Consider the following 14,282-nt stretch of genomic DNA (forward strand, 5'->3'; position numbering starts at 1 on the left):
TAACATTGAAACTATCTCGTGAGTTAATTATTTGATAATATCCGTTTGCTAACTCGTGGCCTGAGCGGGTCTGGGCGTCCCACCACTGTCGTCTCTCCGAACGGTGCGTTCATGTGAGAGCCACCACATGCTCACACCGATGGGACAAGCCCTCCAACAGGCCGTCGCGGTGGTGGTGCTTCTGGGTGTTCTCTTCGGCCTCTGCGTTTGGTTCGGATCGCTCGCGCCCGATCCGACGGTCGGCGCGTACCCCGATGCGAGTGATATCGGTCCCTCACCGGCGGAGTACGTGGGAACCGACGTCGAGATCGGCGGCCGAGTGGTCGCGACGGATCCGGTCGTGATCGAGCTGTCGTACGGAACGGCGAGCCGACGTGTGACTGTCACCGACGTCTCACACCCCGTCGCGGAGGGGGACACGCTGAGGGTGTTCGGCACGGTGAGGGAGTCGGGGGCCGTCCGTGCGACGAACAGCTTCGCCGTGTCCCCGGCTGGTGCGCTGTACACCTACTCGATCTCGTTTCTCGCGGGACTGTGGGTGCTCGCTCGGCTCGCCACACAGTGGCGGTTCGACCCCGCTCGTGGGCTGGTCCGACGGACGACACCGCGACGGCCCGTGCGCTGGCTTCGTCGCCGGTTCGCCCATGAGGAGGTGACCGACTCGGATGCCTGACTTGCTGTCTCACGCGCTCATCGCGTACGCGCTCGCGACTGCCCTGTCGTGGCGGCTCCGCTGGCTCTCACCGGCGTACGTCACGGTGGCGATGGCCGGCGCGTTCGTCCCGGACCTGGTGAAGATCAGCCTCGTCGTCGACAGTGACGTCGCCGCCACGGCGCTCGGGATCCCGTTCGAGTGGTCCGCGCTCCACACGCTCGGTGGTAGCGCCGTCTCCGTCGCCGTCGGCGTCGTCCTCGTCACGGACCGGGAACGCCGGCGCGTCGCCGCCCTCTTGGGGATGGGTGCGGCGTCGCACCTCCTCGCGGACGCGTTCTTGTTGAATCCCTCGGGCCGCTCGTATGCGGTCCTGTGGCCGATCTCGCGTCTGCATCCGCCGACCCCGGGGCTGTATCTGAGCACGGATCCCGAGCCGACGGTCGTCGCTGCGCTGGTCGCCCTCGGCGTCTTCGTCGTCTCGCGTATCCGTGATCGGACAGGAGGCCAGGAGTAGCCTCTCACGAGGACGCTTCGGTGTTCGAGACAGGAGTAGCATGACGCACATCCCTGGCCGCGACTGGCACCACCAACCGTCGCGTCTCAGGACTCTCCAGGCTGTGCTCGGGCGCGCTGGCGGAGTTTGAACAGGGCGAATCCGAGCGCGCCGAACGCCGCGCCGTACCAGAGCGTCCCGACGCGGACGACGATCGTGGCGCTCGCGGCCGTCGCACGTTCGTAGCCGAACGCGACGAGCAGGCCGGCGATGCTCGCCTCCGCGGCACCGAGGCCGCCGGGGAGCATGCTCACGCCACCGACGACCGAGCCGATGCCGAACACGGACAGCCCGACGAGCGGGTTTGCGGGCACGTCGAATCCCCTGAGGACGAACCAGAGGCTCATCCCTTCGGTCACCCACGCGAGGAGGCTCAGCCCGAACGAAGCCGAGAGCGGCCGGAGTTGGAACAGCGTGTAGGAGTCCTCGTAGGCGGTCACCAGTGGGTCGGCGTGGTCGCCGACGACGGGAAGCGACCCGAGCCCCTCCAAGACGGCGAGGCAGAGCCCGCGCCACTGGACGACGAGGATGATCGCGAGGAAGAACGCGACGAGCACGCCGACGGCGACGGCCGACCGGTTGTACAGCACGACGCCGATCGACGCCAGTGCGGACAGCGCCAGGAGGTCGGTCGCCCGCTCGGCGACGACGACGGAGACGACGCGGCTGATCGGGACGTCGTCGGTGTCCTTCAGGAGCCAGCCCTTCCAGACGCCGCCGCCTTTCATCGGCGTGATCACCATCATCAGTCCACTGACGAACACGAGCAGGCTCGTGACGAGCGGGACACGGATCCCCAGCTTCCGAAGGAAGTACTCCCACTTCCAGAAACGGAAGACGAATCCGCCAGTCGTCAGGGCCATGATCACGGGCAGGACGCGCCAGTCGAACCGTCGGAACGCCGCACGGACGGCCCCGGCGTCAGCGGCGACGACGAGCGCGAAGAAGATGGTGACCCCGAAGACGACCGTGAGTTCGACGCCGTGGTCGCGGAGGAACCTCCCGACCCGTGAGTGGAGGTAGGTCCCGCCGTCGGGTTCGGGCTTGGCGGTGGTGGCGTTTGGATCGGGAGCATCTTCGGAGTGGGGAGTCGACGCGGCTCTCGCGTTTCGGTCTCGAGCCCGCGCGGACGACGGGGTCGGTTCGTCGACGCCCTTTTTTTGCCCGTCGTCTCCGGGACTCATCGCGAGAGGGCCGTCCGGAACTGGTGTGCTTTCGTCGCCGCGTGTCCCGACAGGTAGCCGCCTCGCCCAGCGGGCCGGACGTCACCCCGTCTGATCGCGTCGAGGAGGCCTCCCTCTCCTTCGACTTCGGTGTACGCCCGCCCGACTTCCATCGGAAAGTGTGCGTCGCTTCCCCCCGTCGTCGGCAGTCCGTGCGCCACGGCGAACGAGCGCGCGCGGCGGTTGAACTGCGGGAGGACGCACCGGGAGTTGATCCCCTCGACCGCGTCCACCGCGCGGGCGATCGCGGGGAGATCGGTGTCGTACCACTGTCGCAACGTATCGAAGGGGTGAGAGAGGACGGCGACGCCACCGTGGTCGTGGACCCAGTCGATGACGTCGAGCGGGTCGGCCATCGGCGGTGCGTCCTCGACGCCGAGCGCGAGGAGGTGGCCCTGCGTCGTCGTCACTTCGACCCCCGAAACGACGTCGACCGTGGCCGGCGCGAGCTCACGGACGGCCGCGACGTTCGCCACCGTGTCGTGGTCCGTCACGACGATGCCGTCCAGTCCCGCGGCCGTCGCGGCAGCGACGACACGCTTTGCCGGCGTGCTCGAACACGGGGAGGCGTCGGTGTGCACCTGCAGGTCGTACTGGCGAGTCATTGCGTGTGAGCCGTGTCGAGTCGATCATCTGTCCTCTCCTCAATAAACCCGTCTACTCCTCCACGTTCTTCCACAAAAGATGAAAATAGAACAGCGGTAGGCGATCCGTTATCTATAAGGTTTGCAGTAATAACGTCAGTGATACATGACGATTCTCGTGACGGGCGCTCCCGGATGGCTCGGGAACGAACTCGTCGCTCGCCTAGACGCTCTCGACGAGGAAGTCCGGTGTCTCACTCTCCCTGGCGTCGACACCTCGCCGATCGACTCGTACGACGTCGACATCTACTACGGTGACATCACCGACGTCGACACGCTCGACGACGCGTACGAAGGCGGCGTCGACACCGTCTACCACTGCGCCGGCATCATCCACCCGCCGAAACTGCTCGGGGTGGAGCTGTTCTACGACATCAACACGCGGGGGACCCGCAACATGCTCGAGGGGGCGCGGAAACACGGTGCGGACCACTTCGTCTACATCTCCTCGAACGCCGCCCAGGGGTTCAACGACTCGCGCGACGAGCCGATGACCGAGGGGATGCCCTGCCGTCCGGAGAGCCCGTACGGCCGCTCGAAGCATCTCGCCGAGGAGCACGTCCGGGGGTACGAACGCGAGTACGGCATCGACTTCACCGTCCTCAGGCCGTGTTGGTACTACGGCCCGGGCCAACCCGCCCGGATGGACACGCTCATGGAGATGATCGCCGAAGGGAACCCGATCATGTTCGGCGACGGCGAGAACCTCCGGAGCATGACGTACATCCCCGAACTGGTCGACGCGATGCTCCTGGTAAGGGAGGCGTCGACCGCACGGGGGGAGACGTACTGGATCGCCGACGAGGAGCCGTACACGACGAACCACATCTACCGGACGATCGCGCGGCTCCTCGGCGTCGAACACCGGTTCAGTCCGCGTCGGATCCCGAAACCCCTCTCGCAGCTCCTGGAGATCGGCGACAAGCTCCTCGCGCAGGTCGGGGTGTACGAACAGAACGTCCACGTCGGTGGAGAGATGAGCCGGACGATCGCCTGCGACGTCACGAAAGCGAAAGAACAGCTCGGGTTCGAGCCCGTAACGGAACTGGAGCCGGGGATGCGCGAGAGCATCGAGTGGGCGCGCGACCACGGCGAACTCACGGTGTAACGCATGAGTGACGGACTCCGAACAGAGCGATTGACTACGACGTCGGTCCTGACCGGACTCGCGTACTCGCTGCGGCCCTGGCAGTGGTACAAACAGCTCATCATTCTCGTCCCGATCGCCTTCTCGTTCCAGTACTTCGACGTGTTCGACATCACGGTCTGGGTCCGCGTGATCACGGGAGCAGTGGTGTTCTCGCTCACCGCCGGCTGCGTCTACATCATCAACGACATCATGGACGTGGAGGAAGACCGCAACCACCCGCGGAAGAAACACCGCCCGATCGCGAGCGGCCAGGTCCCGGTCGCCGTCGCGGCCGGCGTCGCCGTTCCCGTGCTGTTCGCCGGACCGCTCGCCGGCTGGTGGCTCACGCCCGCGTTCGGTGGTCTGCTCGGCTTTTACGTGTTACAGAACCTCCTGTACAGTGCAGGGTTGAAAGACCTCGTCTTCGTCGATCTCCTGATCATCGGGATGGGGTTCGTCCTCCGCGCGATCGCCGGCGTCATCCTCGTCGGGGCGCCGATCAGTCCGTGGCTCGTCCTCTGTACGTTCCTGACGGCGCTGCTCCTCGGGATGGGAAAGCGACAGGCCGAACTCAGCGTCGTCGGGGACGACAACGGAACCCGCGAGAGCCTCTCGGAGTACTCGTCGGATCTCTTGCGCGTGATGTTCATCAGCGTGAGTAGCGTGCTGTTGATGTCGTACTCGCTGTACACCTTCTTCGTCCGATCGGACGCGATGATGCTCACCGTCCCGTTCGCGCTGTACGCCGTGTTCAGATACGGCTATCTCACGATCGAGGAGGGAATGAAACAGCCCGAGCGGATGTTCCTCGACAAGCCGATGCTCGTGAATCTGGTCGTCTGGGCGCTGATCGCGCTGTTCATCCTCTACCTGTTCCCGGCGGCGACGTTCGACCAGTTCCTGACGACGCAGGCGCTCTGAGGCGGCATGGAAGGCGGCTCGGCCGCTCCGGGCGACGGGGACGGGAGAGACGAAGCACACCGTCCGATCCCGCCTATCCACGCGACACGTACGCACCGTCCGGAACGTGACCGTCGACGTTCGTTCCCCCTTCGACGGTCACCCCGTTGCCGACGATCGAGCCGGCACCCACGAAGACGCCGCCGCCGACGATCGTCCGATCCCCGAGGAGGCAGCCGAACTGGACGTCCTCGATGACCTCGCCGTGGTACGTGATGTCCAACTCGCCTCCGACGAGCGACGAGGACTGCCCGACGGTCGCGCCGGAGCCGACGATGCTGTCGGTGACGACGGCCCCTGGACGGATCGTCACGTCGTCGAGGACGATCGAGTTCGTCACCACCGCGTTCGCCCCGACCGAGACGTTCCGTCCGACGACCGTGTTCTGCAACGCCCGGGCTCCCGGCTGGAGGACGGATTGGGACCCGACGACGGACGGGGCAGTGACCGTCGCGGTCTCGTGCACGACGGCGGATTCGTCGACGTCGACGACTGACTCGGCGAGGTGTTTGGCGTTCAACGCCAGGAGATCCCAGGGAAACGAGAGTTCGTGCCACGGGCCGTAGTACCGAACCGCCCGAAGCGGGTGATCGGTGATGTACTTGTCGAGCGTGTCCGTGAGCGCCAACTCCCCGTACGCGTTCGTCCGCCGGATGGCCGCGAAGATCTCCGGGCCGAACGCGTAGGCACCGACGTTCACCATGTTCGACGAGACCGAGTACGCGGGCGGCTTCTCGCGAATCTCGACGACGCGATCCCCCTCGGTCGTGACGACGCCGTACTCGCTCGGGTTGTCGACCGAGGTGACGCCGATACAGGCGTCTCCCGTCTCCAGAAAGCGCTCACGTAAGTCTTCGAGAAGAGTCGCATCAACCAGCCGATCCCCGTTGATCACGATGAAGTCCTCGGAGATCACGTTCTCCGCCTGCAAGAGCGCGTCACCGGTCCCGAGCAGCTGGTCCTGCACCACGTATCTGATGGACAGGCCCCAGTCCGAGCCGTTCCCGAAGTAGTTCTGGATCCGCTCTCGCTTGTGCCCGACGACGAGCACGATGTCGTCGATACCGCTCTCGGAGATCGTCTCGAGGATGCGCTCTAAGAGGGGCCGCCGACCGATCGGAAGCATAGATTTCGGCCGGTTGTGTGTGAGCGGCTGCAGTCGCCTTCCTTCACCAGCCACGAGAACAACTGCTTGCATGTCGTTGGCAGTAGCGTTGGCTCCTTCCGGTGATAGTCGTACTGGTCACTGACCGTGAAAGAAGAGAGAAACGAGCCACAGATCGGTCAGAGTGGGGTCAGTCGACCGTGACACTCTTCGCGAGGTTCCGGGGCTTGTCGATGTTGCGCCCCTTCGTTTTCGCGACGTGGTAAGCGAAGAGTTGGAGGGCGACGTTCGCCGCGAAGGGCTCCAACAGGCCGATCTCCGGGACGTCGATGACGTGATCGCAGAACGACTGGGCCGTCCCGTTCGACGAGAGCCCGATGACGGGCGCGCCGCGCGACTCGACTTCCTTCACGTTGTTGAGCGTCTCTGCGGGCGCGGTTCCCTCGGTGAGTATCGCCATGACCGGGGTACGAGGTGTGACGAGCGCCAGCGGGCCGTGCTTGAGTTCACCCGCGGCGAACCCTTCGGCGTGGTCGTAGGAGATCTCCTTGAGCTTCAGCGCGCTCTCCAAGGCGACCGCGTGCCCCGCCTTGCGTCCGATGAAGAAGAACGAGTCGCCGTCGGCGTACTCGTGTGCGAGTTTGCGGATCTGTCGTTCGTCGTCGAGGATCTCCTGGACTGCACTCGGGAGCGAGCGGAGACTCTCGAGGATCGTGGTCGCCTCGCTGGCCGTGATCGTCTCACGTTTCCGGCCGAGGAAGACCGCGAACAGCGTCGCCGTCGCGACCTGCGAGAGGAAGGTCTTCGTCGCCGCGACCCCGATCTCCGGCCCGGCGTTGATGTGTACCGTCTCGTCGACTTCCCGGGTGACGGTGCTGCCGACCGTGTTCGTGATGGCCATCGTCGTCATCCCGTAGCCGATCGCCGTCCGGATCGCCGCGAGCGTGTCCGCCGTCTCGCCGCTCTGTGTGATCGCGATCGCGATCGTCGTGTCGGGATCGAACCCGTCGTGTACCTCGTACTCGCTGGCGATCGTCACCGTCACCGGGACGTCGGTGACGGATTCGATGAGCCGCTTCGCACACAGCCCCGCGTGGTAGGAGGTCCCACAGGCGACGACCTGGACGTGTTCACACTGCGTGAACACCTCGTCTTCGAGAGAGACGTCGAGATCGACCTCGCCGGCGAGCGTGTCGATGCGGCCGGAGAGTGCCTGTCGCAGCGCGTTGGGCTGTTCGTGGATCTCCTTGTGCATGTAGTGGTCGTAGCCGGCCTTGCCCGCCGACGAGGCGTCCCAGTCGACGGTTTCGACGGGGCGATCGACGCGTTCCCCGTCGTTGAACACCTCGAACCCGTCCGAGGTGATGTGGGCGATGTCCCCGTCGTGGAGGTACGACACGCGTTTCGTGTAGTCGATGAACGCGGTGACGTCGCTCCCGACGTACATCTCGTCCACGTCGTGGCCGACGACGAGCGGGCTGTCTTGCCGAGCGACGATGATCCCGTCCGTCTCGGCGTGTGCGACCGCGATCGCGAAGCTCCCTTCGAGACGGGAGAGCACGCGCTTGACAGCAGGGAGCAACTCGGCACCCGTGGTGAGTTGCTCCTCGATGAGGTGAGGAATGACCTCCGTGTCGGTGTTGCTCTTGAACACGTGACCGGGGAGCTCTGCTTTCAGGTCCTGATAGTTGGCGATGATCCCGTTGTGAACGACGGCGACGTCCCCCGTACAGTCCGTGTGCGGGTGTGCGTTCTCGTCGGTCGGTTTGCCGTGCGTCGACCAGCGCGTGTGCCCGATGCCCAACTGCGCCTTCGCACTCGGGATGCGGAGGTCGTCGATCGTGCCCTCCTGCTTGTAGACGTCGACGCCGTCTTCGATCAGCGCGATCCCCGCCGAATCGTAGCCCCGGTATTCGAGGTTCTTCAAGCCGGTCGCCAGTTTCCCCGCGCTGTTCTCCCCGCCGATGTAACCGATTATTCCACACATTTTTCTCTCTCCCACCCACGACAGACCGTGATTCGTGTGAGTTCTACATCGATCGATTCGGTATAATACTATTGATTTCTGGTAGTATTAGCCGGTTAGTATGTCTGTAACGACGTATCGTCGCGGTTTAACGGAGGCCTAAAACACGCATTCTCGACAAAATTTTACCTCAATTTTGAATTGTATACATTATTCTGGGTGAGAGAGGATTCCGGCCCTCGCGAGCAGTCGAGTTACTATACGATACATTTATATATTGGTTTTCGGCCCCTGACCGCGCGCACCTGCCCGCGCCGGTCGCACAAGGCTTCGCGCACGTCTTCGATTCACCCACTGTCGCCGTCGTGGAGGCCGACCGACCGGGCGATATTAACGCCGATAACGATCGAACGCCGCGTTTCCGTTCGCTGGCCGCTGGCGACCGATCGCGAGAGCAGGCGGCGTGGGGCAGCGTGAAGAACGTACTCGGTACATTGATACGCACGATGGACACTGCTTAGACGATGCGTGAGAGCCACATCGCGATCGTTCTCGGTACCCGCCCGGAGATTATCAAGCTCTCCCCAGTGATTCGCGCGGCCGAGAGCCGAGACCTCCCGTTCACGCTCATCCACACGGGACAGCACTACTCCGAGGAACTCGACGAAGTGTTCTTCGAGGAACTCATGCTCCCTCGCCCTGACTACAATCTCGCAGTCGGCTCTGCCAGCCAGGGAAAACAGACGGGGGAGATGCTCGCGGGCATCGAGGACGTGCTCACCGACGACGGAGCGGACGTAGTACTGGTACAGGGCGACACGAACTCCGTCCTCGCGGGGGCGATCGCCACCGCGAAACTCGACCCGAAGCTGGGTCACGTCGAAGCGGGACTCCGAAGCTACGACCGCGACATGCCCGAGGAAGTCAACCGGGTGTTGACCGATCACGCGAGCGATTACCTCTTCGCTCCGACCGAGAGTGCCGCGGAGAACCTCCACGGCGAGGGAGTTGACGAAGAGCGGGTATTCGTGACCGGCAACACGATCGTGGACGCGGTACAACAGAACCGAACGATCGCGGCCGACCGCAGTTCAGTTCTCTCGCGCCTGGGGCTCTCCGAGGGGGGGTTCGTGCTGATGACCGCCCACCGGGCCGAGAACGTCGACGACCGCGACCGGTTCGTCGACATGCTGGCCGGCGTCGCACAGGTCGGAGCCGAGTTCGACCTCCCGGTGGTCTATCCGATCCACCCACGCGCCAGAGACCGGATCGATCAACTCGAGATCTCCGTCCCCGACTCTGTCCGACTCGTCGATCCCCTCGACTTCCTCGACTTCCTCCGTCTCGAAGACACCGCCAAACTCGTGTTGACTGACTCGGGCGGCGTACAGGAAGAGACCTGTATCCTCGGGACGCCATGCGTGACGATGCGTGACTCGACCGAACGTCCCGAGACCGTCGACGTCGGGGCGAACGTCCTCGTGGGCACCGACTCACGGGCGATCCTCGGCGGAGCCGAACAGATGATCGACCAGTCCGGTGCGTGGCCGAACCCGTTCGGCGACGGCACCGCTGCGGAGGAGATCCTCGACGTGATCGTCCAGCACGGCTGAGCGAGAGTGCGGAAGCAGGCGGCATCAGATCCTCACTCCTGAGTGAGGACGCGTCGCTGGCGACGGATCGCGAGTTCGGTGGCGGCGAGAACGACCAGCAGGGCGGCCCACATCGTCATCGAGTAGACGACGCGGTCGCCGGGGTCGGCCCGGTCGATCACGCGGTGGAACCAGAAGACGTTCGCGAGCGCCGAGTCGTGGAGGATCGCCAGCCAGGCGGACTGGATCGCGGGTACTGGGTCCATCACGTGATGGAAGTCGGGAATCACCGCCCAGAAACCGCTCACGGCGATCACGAGCCGCCGGGCGGGAAGTGTGGGTGCGAGCAGGAACAGGACGAGCGCCGTCGTGATGCCCGCGACACCGATGTGGACGCCCCAGTAGGACACGTCGATAGTTGGATGGGGAGGAGAATAAGGCTGACGCGGGGCGGGGCAGACAGAGTGCAGTGGAGGTCACTCCGAGAGCCGGAGCAACTGAACGGGCGACGCGCGGAGGTACTGAAGCCCCCCGACGACGACGCTGACGACCGACAGCGCCACGCCGCCGAGCGCGACCATCACGAGCAGCCACGGAACCGTCGGGACAGTCAGTCGGATGCCGAACACCACCAACAGCCGAGCGGCTTCGAGCAGGAACATCGCCGCGAGCGCGAGCGCGACGGCCGCGACGGTCGATGGAACGGCGATCCGGCAGGCGTCGGCGACGAGGATCCGGAGGATCTGTCGGTCGGTCGCGCCGGTCGCCCGTCGGATCCCGATCGTCCGCCCGCGGGCGTGGACCGCGTGGGCGAACGCCGCGGTCGTGCCGCCGACGGTCGCGAAGCCAGCGAGTACGACGATCGCGCCGAACAGCACCTGCACGTTGCCGAAGACGTTCTCGATCGCCTGACCCACGGGTGTGCCCTGGGCGTAGCTGCCGCCGCTCGCGACGACCGACAGCACCCGGTCGTCGCCGCGGACCCGATAGGTCGCGTTCGCGAGCGTCCGTGTTTGCTCACCGGTCGACGACTCCAGCCGCAGGCCGTAGCTGCCCGGGGGGAGCCGTCGGTCGAGCCCGGCCTCGGTCGCGGAGACGTTCACGCGGGTGATCTCGCCGGCCTCCAGTTCGACCGTCCTCGTGAAGCGCTCACCGGGCGAGACGAGCGTGAGGGTTCGGTTGAGCGGTCGATCCCAGGGGTTCGCCACTCGGATGTCGACCCGCGGCCGCGTGAGCGCGTTTCCTTCCTCGGGGCGGACGCGAAGACGGGCCGAGAGTTCGCGAGTGGCCCCCTCGCGGATCGTCAGTTGCGTCGTCGTACCCGCGTAGCCGTCCTTTTGCACCCCAAGCTGGTAGGTCCCTGGCTCGTCCGGAAGCCTGACTACGGCGACGCCGTCCACCCCGGTCTGGGCCGACCGCGACCCGACCGTAACCGTCGCGTTGGAGACGAACGAGCCGTTCGGTGCCGCTGCCGGGACGAGTAGTATCGCGCTGGGTGGCGCGCGATCGGGCAGTTCCTGCGGGATCGAGAGCGATTGCGGGTCGAACACGCGAACCGTCGTCGTGAACTCGCCGGCCGAGAGCCGCTGGGAGCCGGTCGCGTCGAGCCGGGTCGAGAACGTGACGTCGCGCTCCGCACCGGGGTCGAGCGTCACCGACTGTCGATGAACCACGGATACGCCGTCGGTCCCGTTCGCCCGGGCGACGACCGTCGTCCCCTCCCGCGTGTCGTTCAGGTTCCGGAGCGAGACGGTCACGTTGAACGGTTCACCGCGGGCGATCTCGGTCGGTGCGTCGACGCCGGTGACGACGACGCCACCCCGACCGCCCGAAAGCAGTTCGGCCTGTGCGGCCGAGAGGTCCTCCGTCCGAATGAGGTGGGCTCGGTTCTCGCCGCCGACCGAGAGGCCAGACGTGGCCGCGAGCGGGACGACCATGACGTCGTCGAGCGTCCCGTCGGCCTCGAACACGCCGACGACGGTCACCCGACGCACGCCGGGCGTGACGCTCCCGCCGAGGAGCACCGTCTCGCCGATGCCGACGTCGAGCGTCTTCGCTAACTGGTGGCCGATGACGGCCTCTTCGACCGTCCGTGGCTCCCGCCCGTCGACGAGTCGCGCGTCGGTGACGGACGCGAAGGCGGGATACTCCGCCCCGCGCACCAGATACGGCTGGCCGTCCGTGACGGCCGCGTAGATGACCTCCGCGCTCGCGTTGATCCCCTGCGATCGGAGCAACTCGGCCGAGGTGGCGTCGACGCGGCTGTTGAGCGGATGGGCCGCCCCGGACTCGACGATCGTCCCGCTCCCGGTCTGGGTGAGGGGGACGAACGCCCCCGAGAGCGAGCCGACGAGGAGGACGACGAAGACGAAGACCGCGAGCGTCGCAGTGGTCGGGATAGCCGCCCGTGGCTCCAGCAGTGTGGGCCGGAGTCGTTCGCCGACCCGATGTCGGAGACCGGCACTCGTCTCGGACGTCTGAGACGGCGAGCGGTCGGCCGACGAGTGGTCTCCGGCAGACCCGCCGTTCGACCGGCCACCGTCCGTGAGTCGCTCGCGGGCGCGCGCGATGGTTCCACGCGATCCCCGTGATTCCTCCCGTGTCGCCCCGGTTCGGACGCGCGACCGGAGCCGGGCAGGCGGGGTTCGCACGGCCGGCCAGGCGGCGAGCACCCCCGCGACGAGTCCCGAGAGGATCAACACCCCCGCGAGCGTGGCCAGGAGCTGTGCCACCGCGGGGGTGACCGTCCCTTTCAGCGTGACGGGGAGTCCCGCGACGACCGCCAGGTTCGTGATCCCGTTCGTGAACACGATTCCGAGCGCGTACCCGAGGGCGACCCCGGTGACGACGAGTCCGACGGATCGCGCACAGAGGACGGCGAACAGTCGTCGTGGCGACCCACCCGTCGCGCGGACGACGCGGATGTCGTCGTGTCGGTCACGGATCGACATGCGCGTGACGCTGTAGACGACGACCAACACGAGGACGCCACCGCCGAACGCGGCGACCGACAGCACCGACAGCAACTCGCGGACGCCGGCGAGGAGGAACGGCAACGCGGCGATCAACGGCGTGCCCGACGACGCGGACCGCCCAGTCGGCACCGCACCGCCGCTCCCGCCGTCGGCGTCGAACACGATCGCGCCCGAGACGCCGAGTCGCTCGACCGTCGAGACCTCGACCGCGTACCACCACGGGGGGAAGATCGTCTCCCTCTCGTCGTCAACCGTGGACGGGGCCGGTCGGACGGTCGTGTCGACGCGGCCCGAGGCACCGACGAACGTCACCGTCCGCGTCTCGTTCACCGGACCGGTCGGTCCCTCCGAGACGGACGGGAAGCGCGCCTGTCGCCACTCGACGGACGCCCCCGAGAGGACGCGCGGGGCGTCAGCCGGGATCCCCGCGACCGTGACCGGTTCGCCATCGCCAACGGTCTCCGCACGGGCCAGTGGGACGACGATATCGTCCTCGGCCGCGGCCGCCCGCGCATCGGCGAGAGAGTCGTACTGGGTCGCTGTCGCGGTTCCCGAGAGGTCGTCCTCGAGCGTCTCGGTGTACGCGCCCGCGCTCGCGAGGAGGAACGCGGTCCCGAGGAGGAACGCGGCGGTGATCGCCACGACGAGCACCGTCAGCCACTCGCGGCGTGACCAGCCACGGAGGAACACCCGTGCGTAGCTCATCGGAGCGGAGAGAGCCGCGGGAGGGAGAGAGTTCGTCGCGCGGTCGACTCTGGGGGGACCATCTGGAGATCAGCTCTCGGGTGTTCGGAGGCGTTCGCGGCTGAGCGTGCCGTCTTCGAGCGTCAACGTCTCGGGGAACCGGTCGGCGAGTCGGCGGTCGTGGCTGATGACGACGAGCGCGGTTCCGGCGCGTTCTTTCGTCGTGAACAGCAGATCGAGCACCGCCTCTGCCGTCTCGGGATCGAGTTGGCCCGTGGGCTCGTCCGCGAGGACGACCGCCGGCCGGTTCGACAGCGCCCGCGCGATGGCGACGCGCTGTTTCTCCCCGCCCGAGAGCGTCGGGGGGTACTGGTTCGCCAGGTCGGAGATGCCCAGTGCGTCGAACAGCCGATCGAGCCACTGGTCGTCGCGCTCGCCGGCGTGTTCCTGCGGGAGGCCGGCGTTCTCGCGGACGGTGAGGTCGGGGATGAGCTGGAAGTCCTGAAAGACGAAGCCCACGAGGTCGCGTCGGAGAACCGCTCGCTGGCGCTCGGAGAGCGAACTCGCGTCCCGGCCGTCGATGTAGAGCGATCCGCTCGTGGGGACGTCGAGCAGGCCGAGGACGTTGAACAGCGTCGTCTTCCCCGCGCCGCTCGGCCCCTGGACGAGGAGCGTCGCGTCTGCGGGCACGTCGATGGAGACGCCGTCGAGGATGCGCTCGCCCGTGCGTTCGACGACGAGATCGACACCCTGGAGGACCGGGTCAGCCATAGATACACCCAGGTATCTCTCCACG

General features: G+C 66.3%; 12 protein-coding genes. 5 read left to right on the forward strand and 7 right to left on the reverse strand.

The window, feature by feature from the left end; genetic code table 11:
- The first annotated feature begins 139 nt into the window (after positions 1–139).
- Together NKJ07_RS00990 and NKJ07_RS00995 are read left to right on the forward strand one after the other, a co-directional pair.
- Positions 140–673, forward strand: a complete 534-nt coding sequence (locus NKJ07_RS00990; protein WP_318568753.1) for an OB-like fold-containing membrane protein — start codon at positions 140–142, stop codon at positions 671–673.
- Positions 666–1,169: a metal-dependent hydrolase gene (locus NKJ07_RS00995; protein ID WP_318568754.1), complete on the forward strand. Its 504-nt coding sequence runs from the start codon at positions 666–668 to the stop codon at positions 1,167–1,169. Before NKJ07_RS00990 ends, NKJ07_RS00995 begins: the two co-directional genes overlap by 8 nt.
- 86 nt (positions 1,170–1,255) lie before the next feature.
- Here NKJ07_RS00995 and NKJ07_RS01000 read toward each other — a convergent pair whose 3' ends face one another.
- On the reverse strand, positions 1,256–2,392 hold the full coding sequence (locus NKJ07_RS01000) for a lysylphosphatidylglycerol synthase transmembrane domain-containing protein (RefSeq protein WP_318568755.1): 1,137 nt from the start codon (positions 2,390–2,392) through the stop codon (positions 1,256–1,258).
- Positions 2,389–3,036: a PHP domain-containing protein gene (locus tag NKJ07_RS01005; RefSeq protein WP_318568756.1), complete on the reverse strand. Its 648-nt coding sequence runs from the start codon at positions 3,034–3,036 to the stop codon at positions 2,389–2,391. The genes NKJ07_RS01000 and NKJ07_RS01005 overlap by 4 nt, the downstream gene beginning before the upstream one ends.
- Positions 3,037–3,181: 145 nt before the next feature.
- Between NKJ07_RS01005 and NKJ07_RS01010 the strand changes: the two genes are divergently transcribed.
- Together NKJ07_RS01010 and NKJ07_RS01015 are read left to right on the forward strand one after the other, a co-directional pair.
- A complete protein-coding gene (locus NKJ07_RS01010) occupies positions 3,182–4,183 on the forward strand; it encodes an NAD-dependent epimerase/dehydratase family protein (protein WP_318568757.1) in 1,002 nt (333 codons plus the stop codon).
- A gap of 3 nt (positions 4,184–4,186) precedes the next feature.
- Positions 4,187–5,125, forward strand: coding sequence for a decaprenyl-phosphate phosphoribosyltransferase (locus NKJ07_RS01015; protein WP_318568758.1), 939 nt, complete (start codon positions 4,187–4,189; stop codon positions 5,123–5,125).
- A 73-nt stretch (positions 5,126–5,198) separates the two neighbouring features.
- Here the strand turns inward: NKJ07_RS01015 and NKJ07_RS01020 are convergent, their stop codons facing one another.
- Together NKJ07_RS01020 and glmS are read right to left on the reverse strand one after the other, a co-directional pair.
- Positions 5,199–6,362: a sugar phosphate nucleotidyltransferase gene (locus NKJ07_RS01020; protein ID WP_318568759.1), complete on the reverse strand. Its 1,164-nt coding sequence runs from the start codon at positions 6,360–6,362 to the stop codon at positions 5,199–5,201.
- A 97-nt stretch (positions 6,363–6,459) separates the two neighbouring features.
- Positions 6,460–8,256 carry a glutamine--fructose-6-phosphate transaminase (isomerizing) gene (glmS, locus tag NKJ07_RS01025; RefSeq protein WP_318568760.1) on the reverse strand — a complete coding sequence of 599 codons (1,797 nt, stop codon included), beginning with the start codon at positions 8,254–8,256 and terminating at the stop codon, positions 6,460–6,462.
- A 503-nt stretch (positions 8,257–8,759) separates the two neighbouring features.
- Between glmS and wecB the strand changes: the two genes are divergently transcribed.
- Positions 8,760–9,848 carry a non-hydrolyzing UDP-N-acetylglucosamine 2-epimerase gene (gene wecB, locus NKJ07_RS01030; protein WP_318568761.1) on the forward strand — a complete coding sequence of 363 codons (1,089 nt, stop codon included), beginning with the start codon at positions 8,760–8,762 and terminating at the stop codon, positions 9,846–9,848.
- A 32-nt stretch (positions 9,849–9,880) separates the two neighbouring features.
- On the opposite strand, the gene NKJ07_RS01035 is transcribed toward wecB, so the two are convergent.
- The 3 genes from NKJ07_RS01035 to NKJ07_RS01045 all read right to left on the reverse strand — a co-directional run bounded on the left by NKJ07_RS01035 (position 9,881) and on the right by NKJ07_RS01045 (position 14,257).
- Positions 9,881–10,237: a hypothetical protein gene (locus NKJ07_RS01035; protein ID WP_318568762.1), complete on the reverse strand. Its 357-nt coding sequence runs from the start codon at positions 10,235–10,237 to the stop codon at positions 9,881–9,883.
- A 66-nt stretch (positions 10,238–10,303) separates the two neighbouring features.
- Positions 10,304–13,507, reverse strand: a complete 3,204-nt coding sequence (locus NKJ07_RS01040; RefSeq protein WP_318568763.1) for an ABC transporter permease — start codon at positions 13,505–13,507, stop codon at positions 10,304–10,306.
- A 69-nt stretch (positions 13,508–13,576) separates the two neighbouring features.
- Positions 13,577–14,257: an ABC transporter ATP-binding protein gene (locus tag NKJ07_RS01045; RefSeq protein ID WP_318568764.1), complete on the reverse strand. Its 681-nt coding sequence runs from the start codon at positions 14,255–14,257 to the stop codon at positions 13,577–13,579.
- Positions 14,258–14,282 lie beyond the last annotated feature (25 nt).

Origin of the sequence: Salinigranum marinum (assembly GCF_024228675.1) — an archaeon.
Classification (GTDB): domain Archaea; phylum Halobacteriota; class Halobacteria; order Halobacteriales; family Haloferacaceae; genus Salinigranum; species Salinigranum marinum.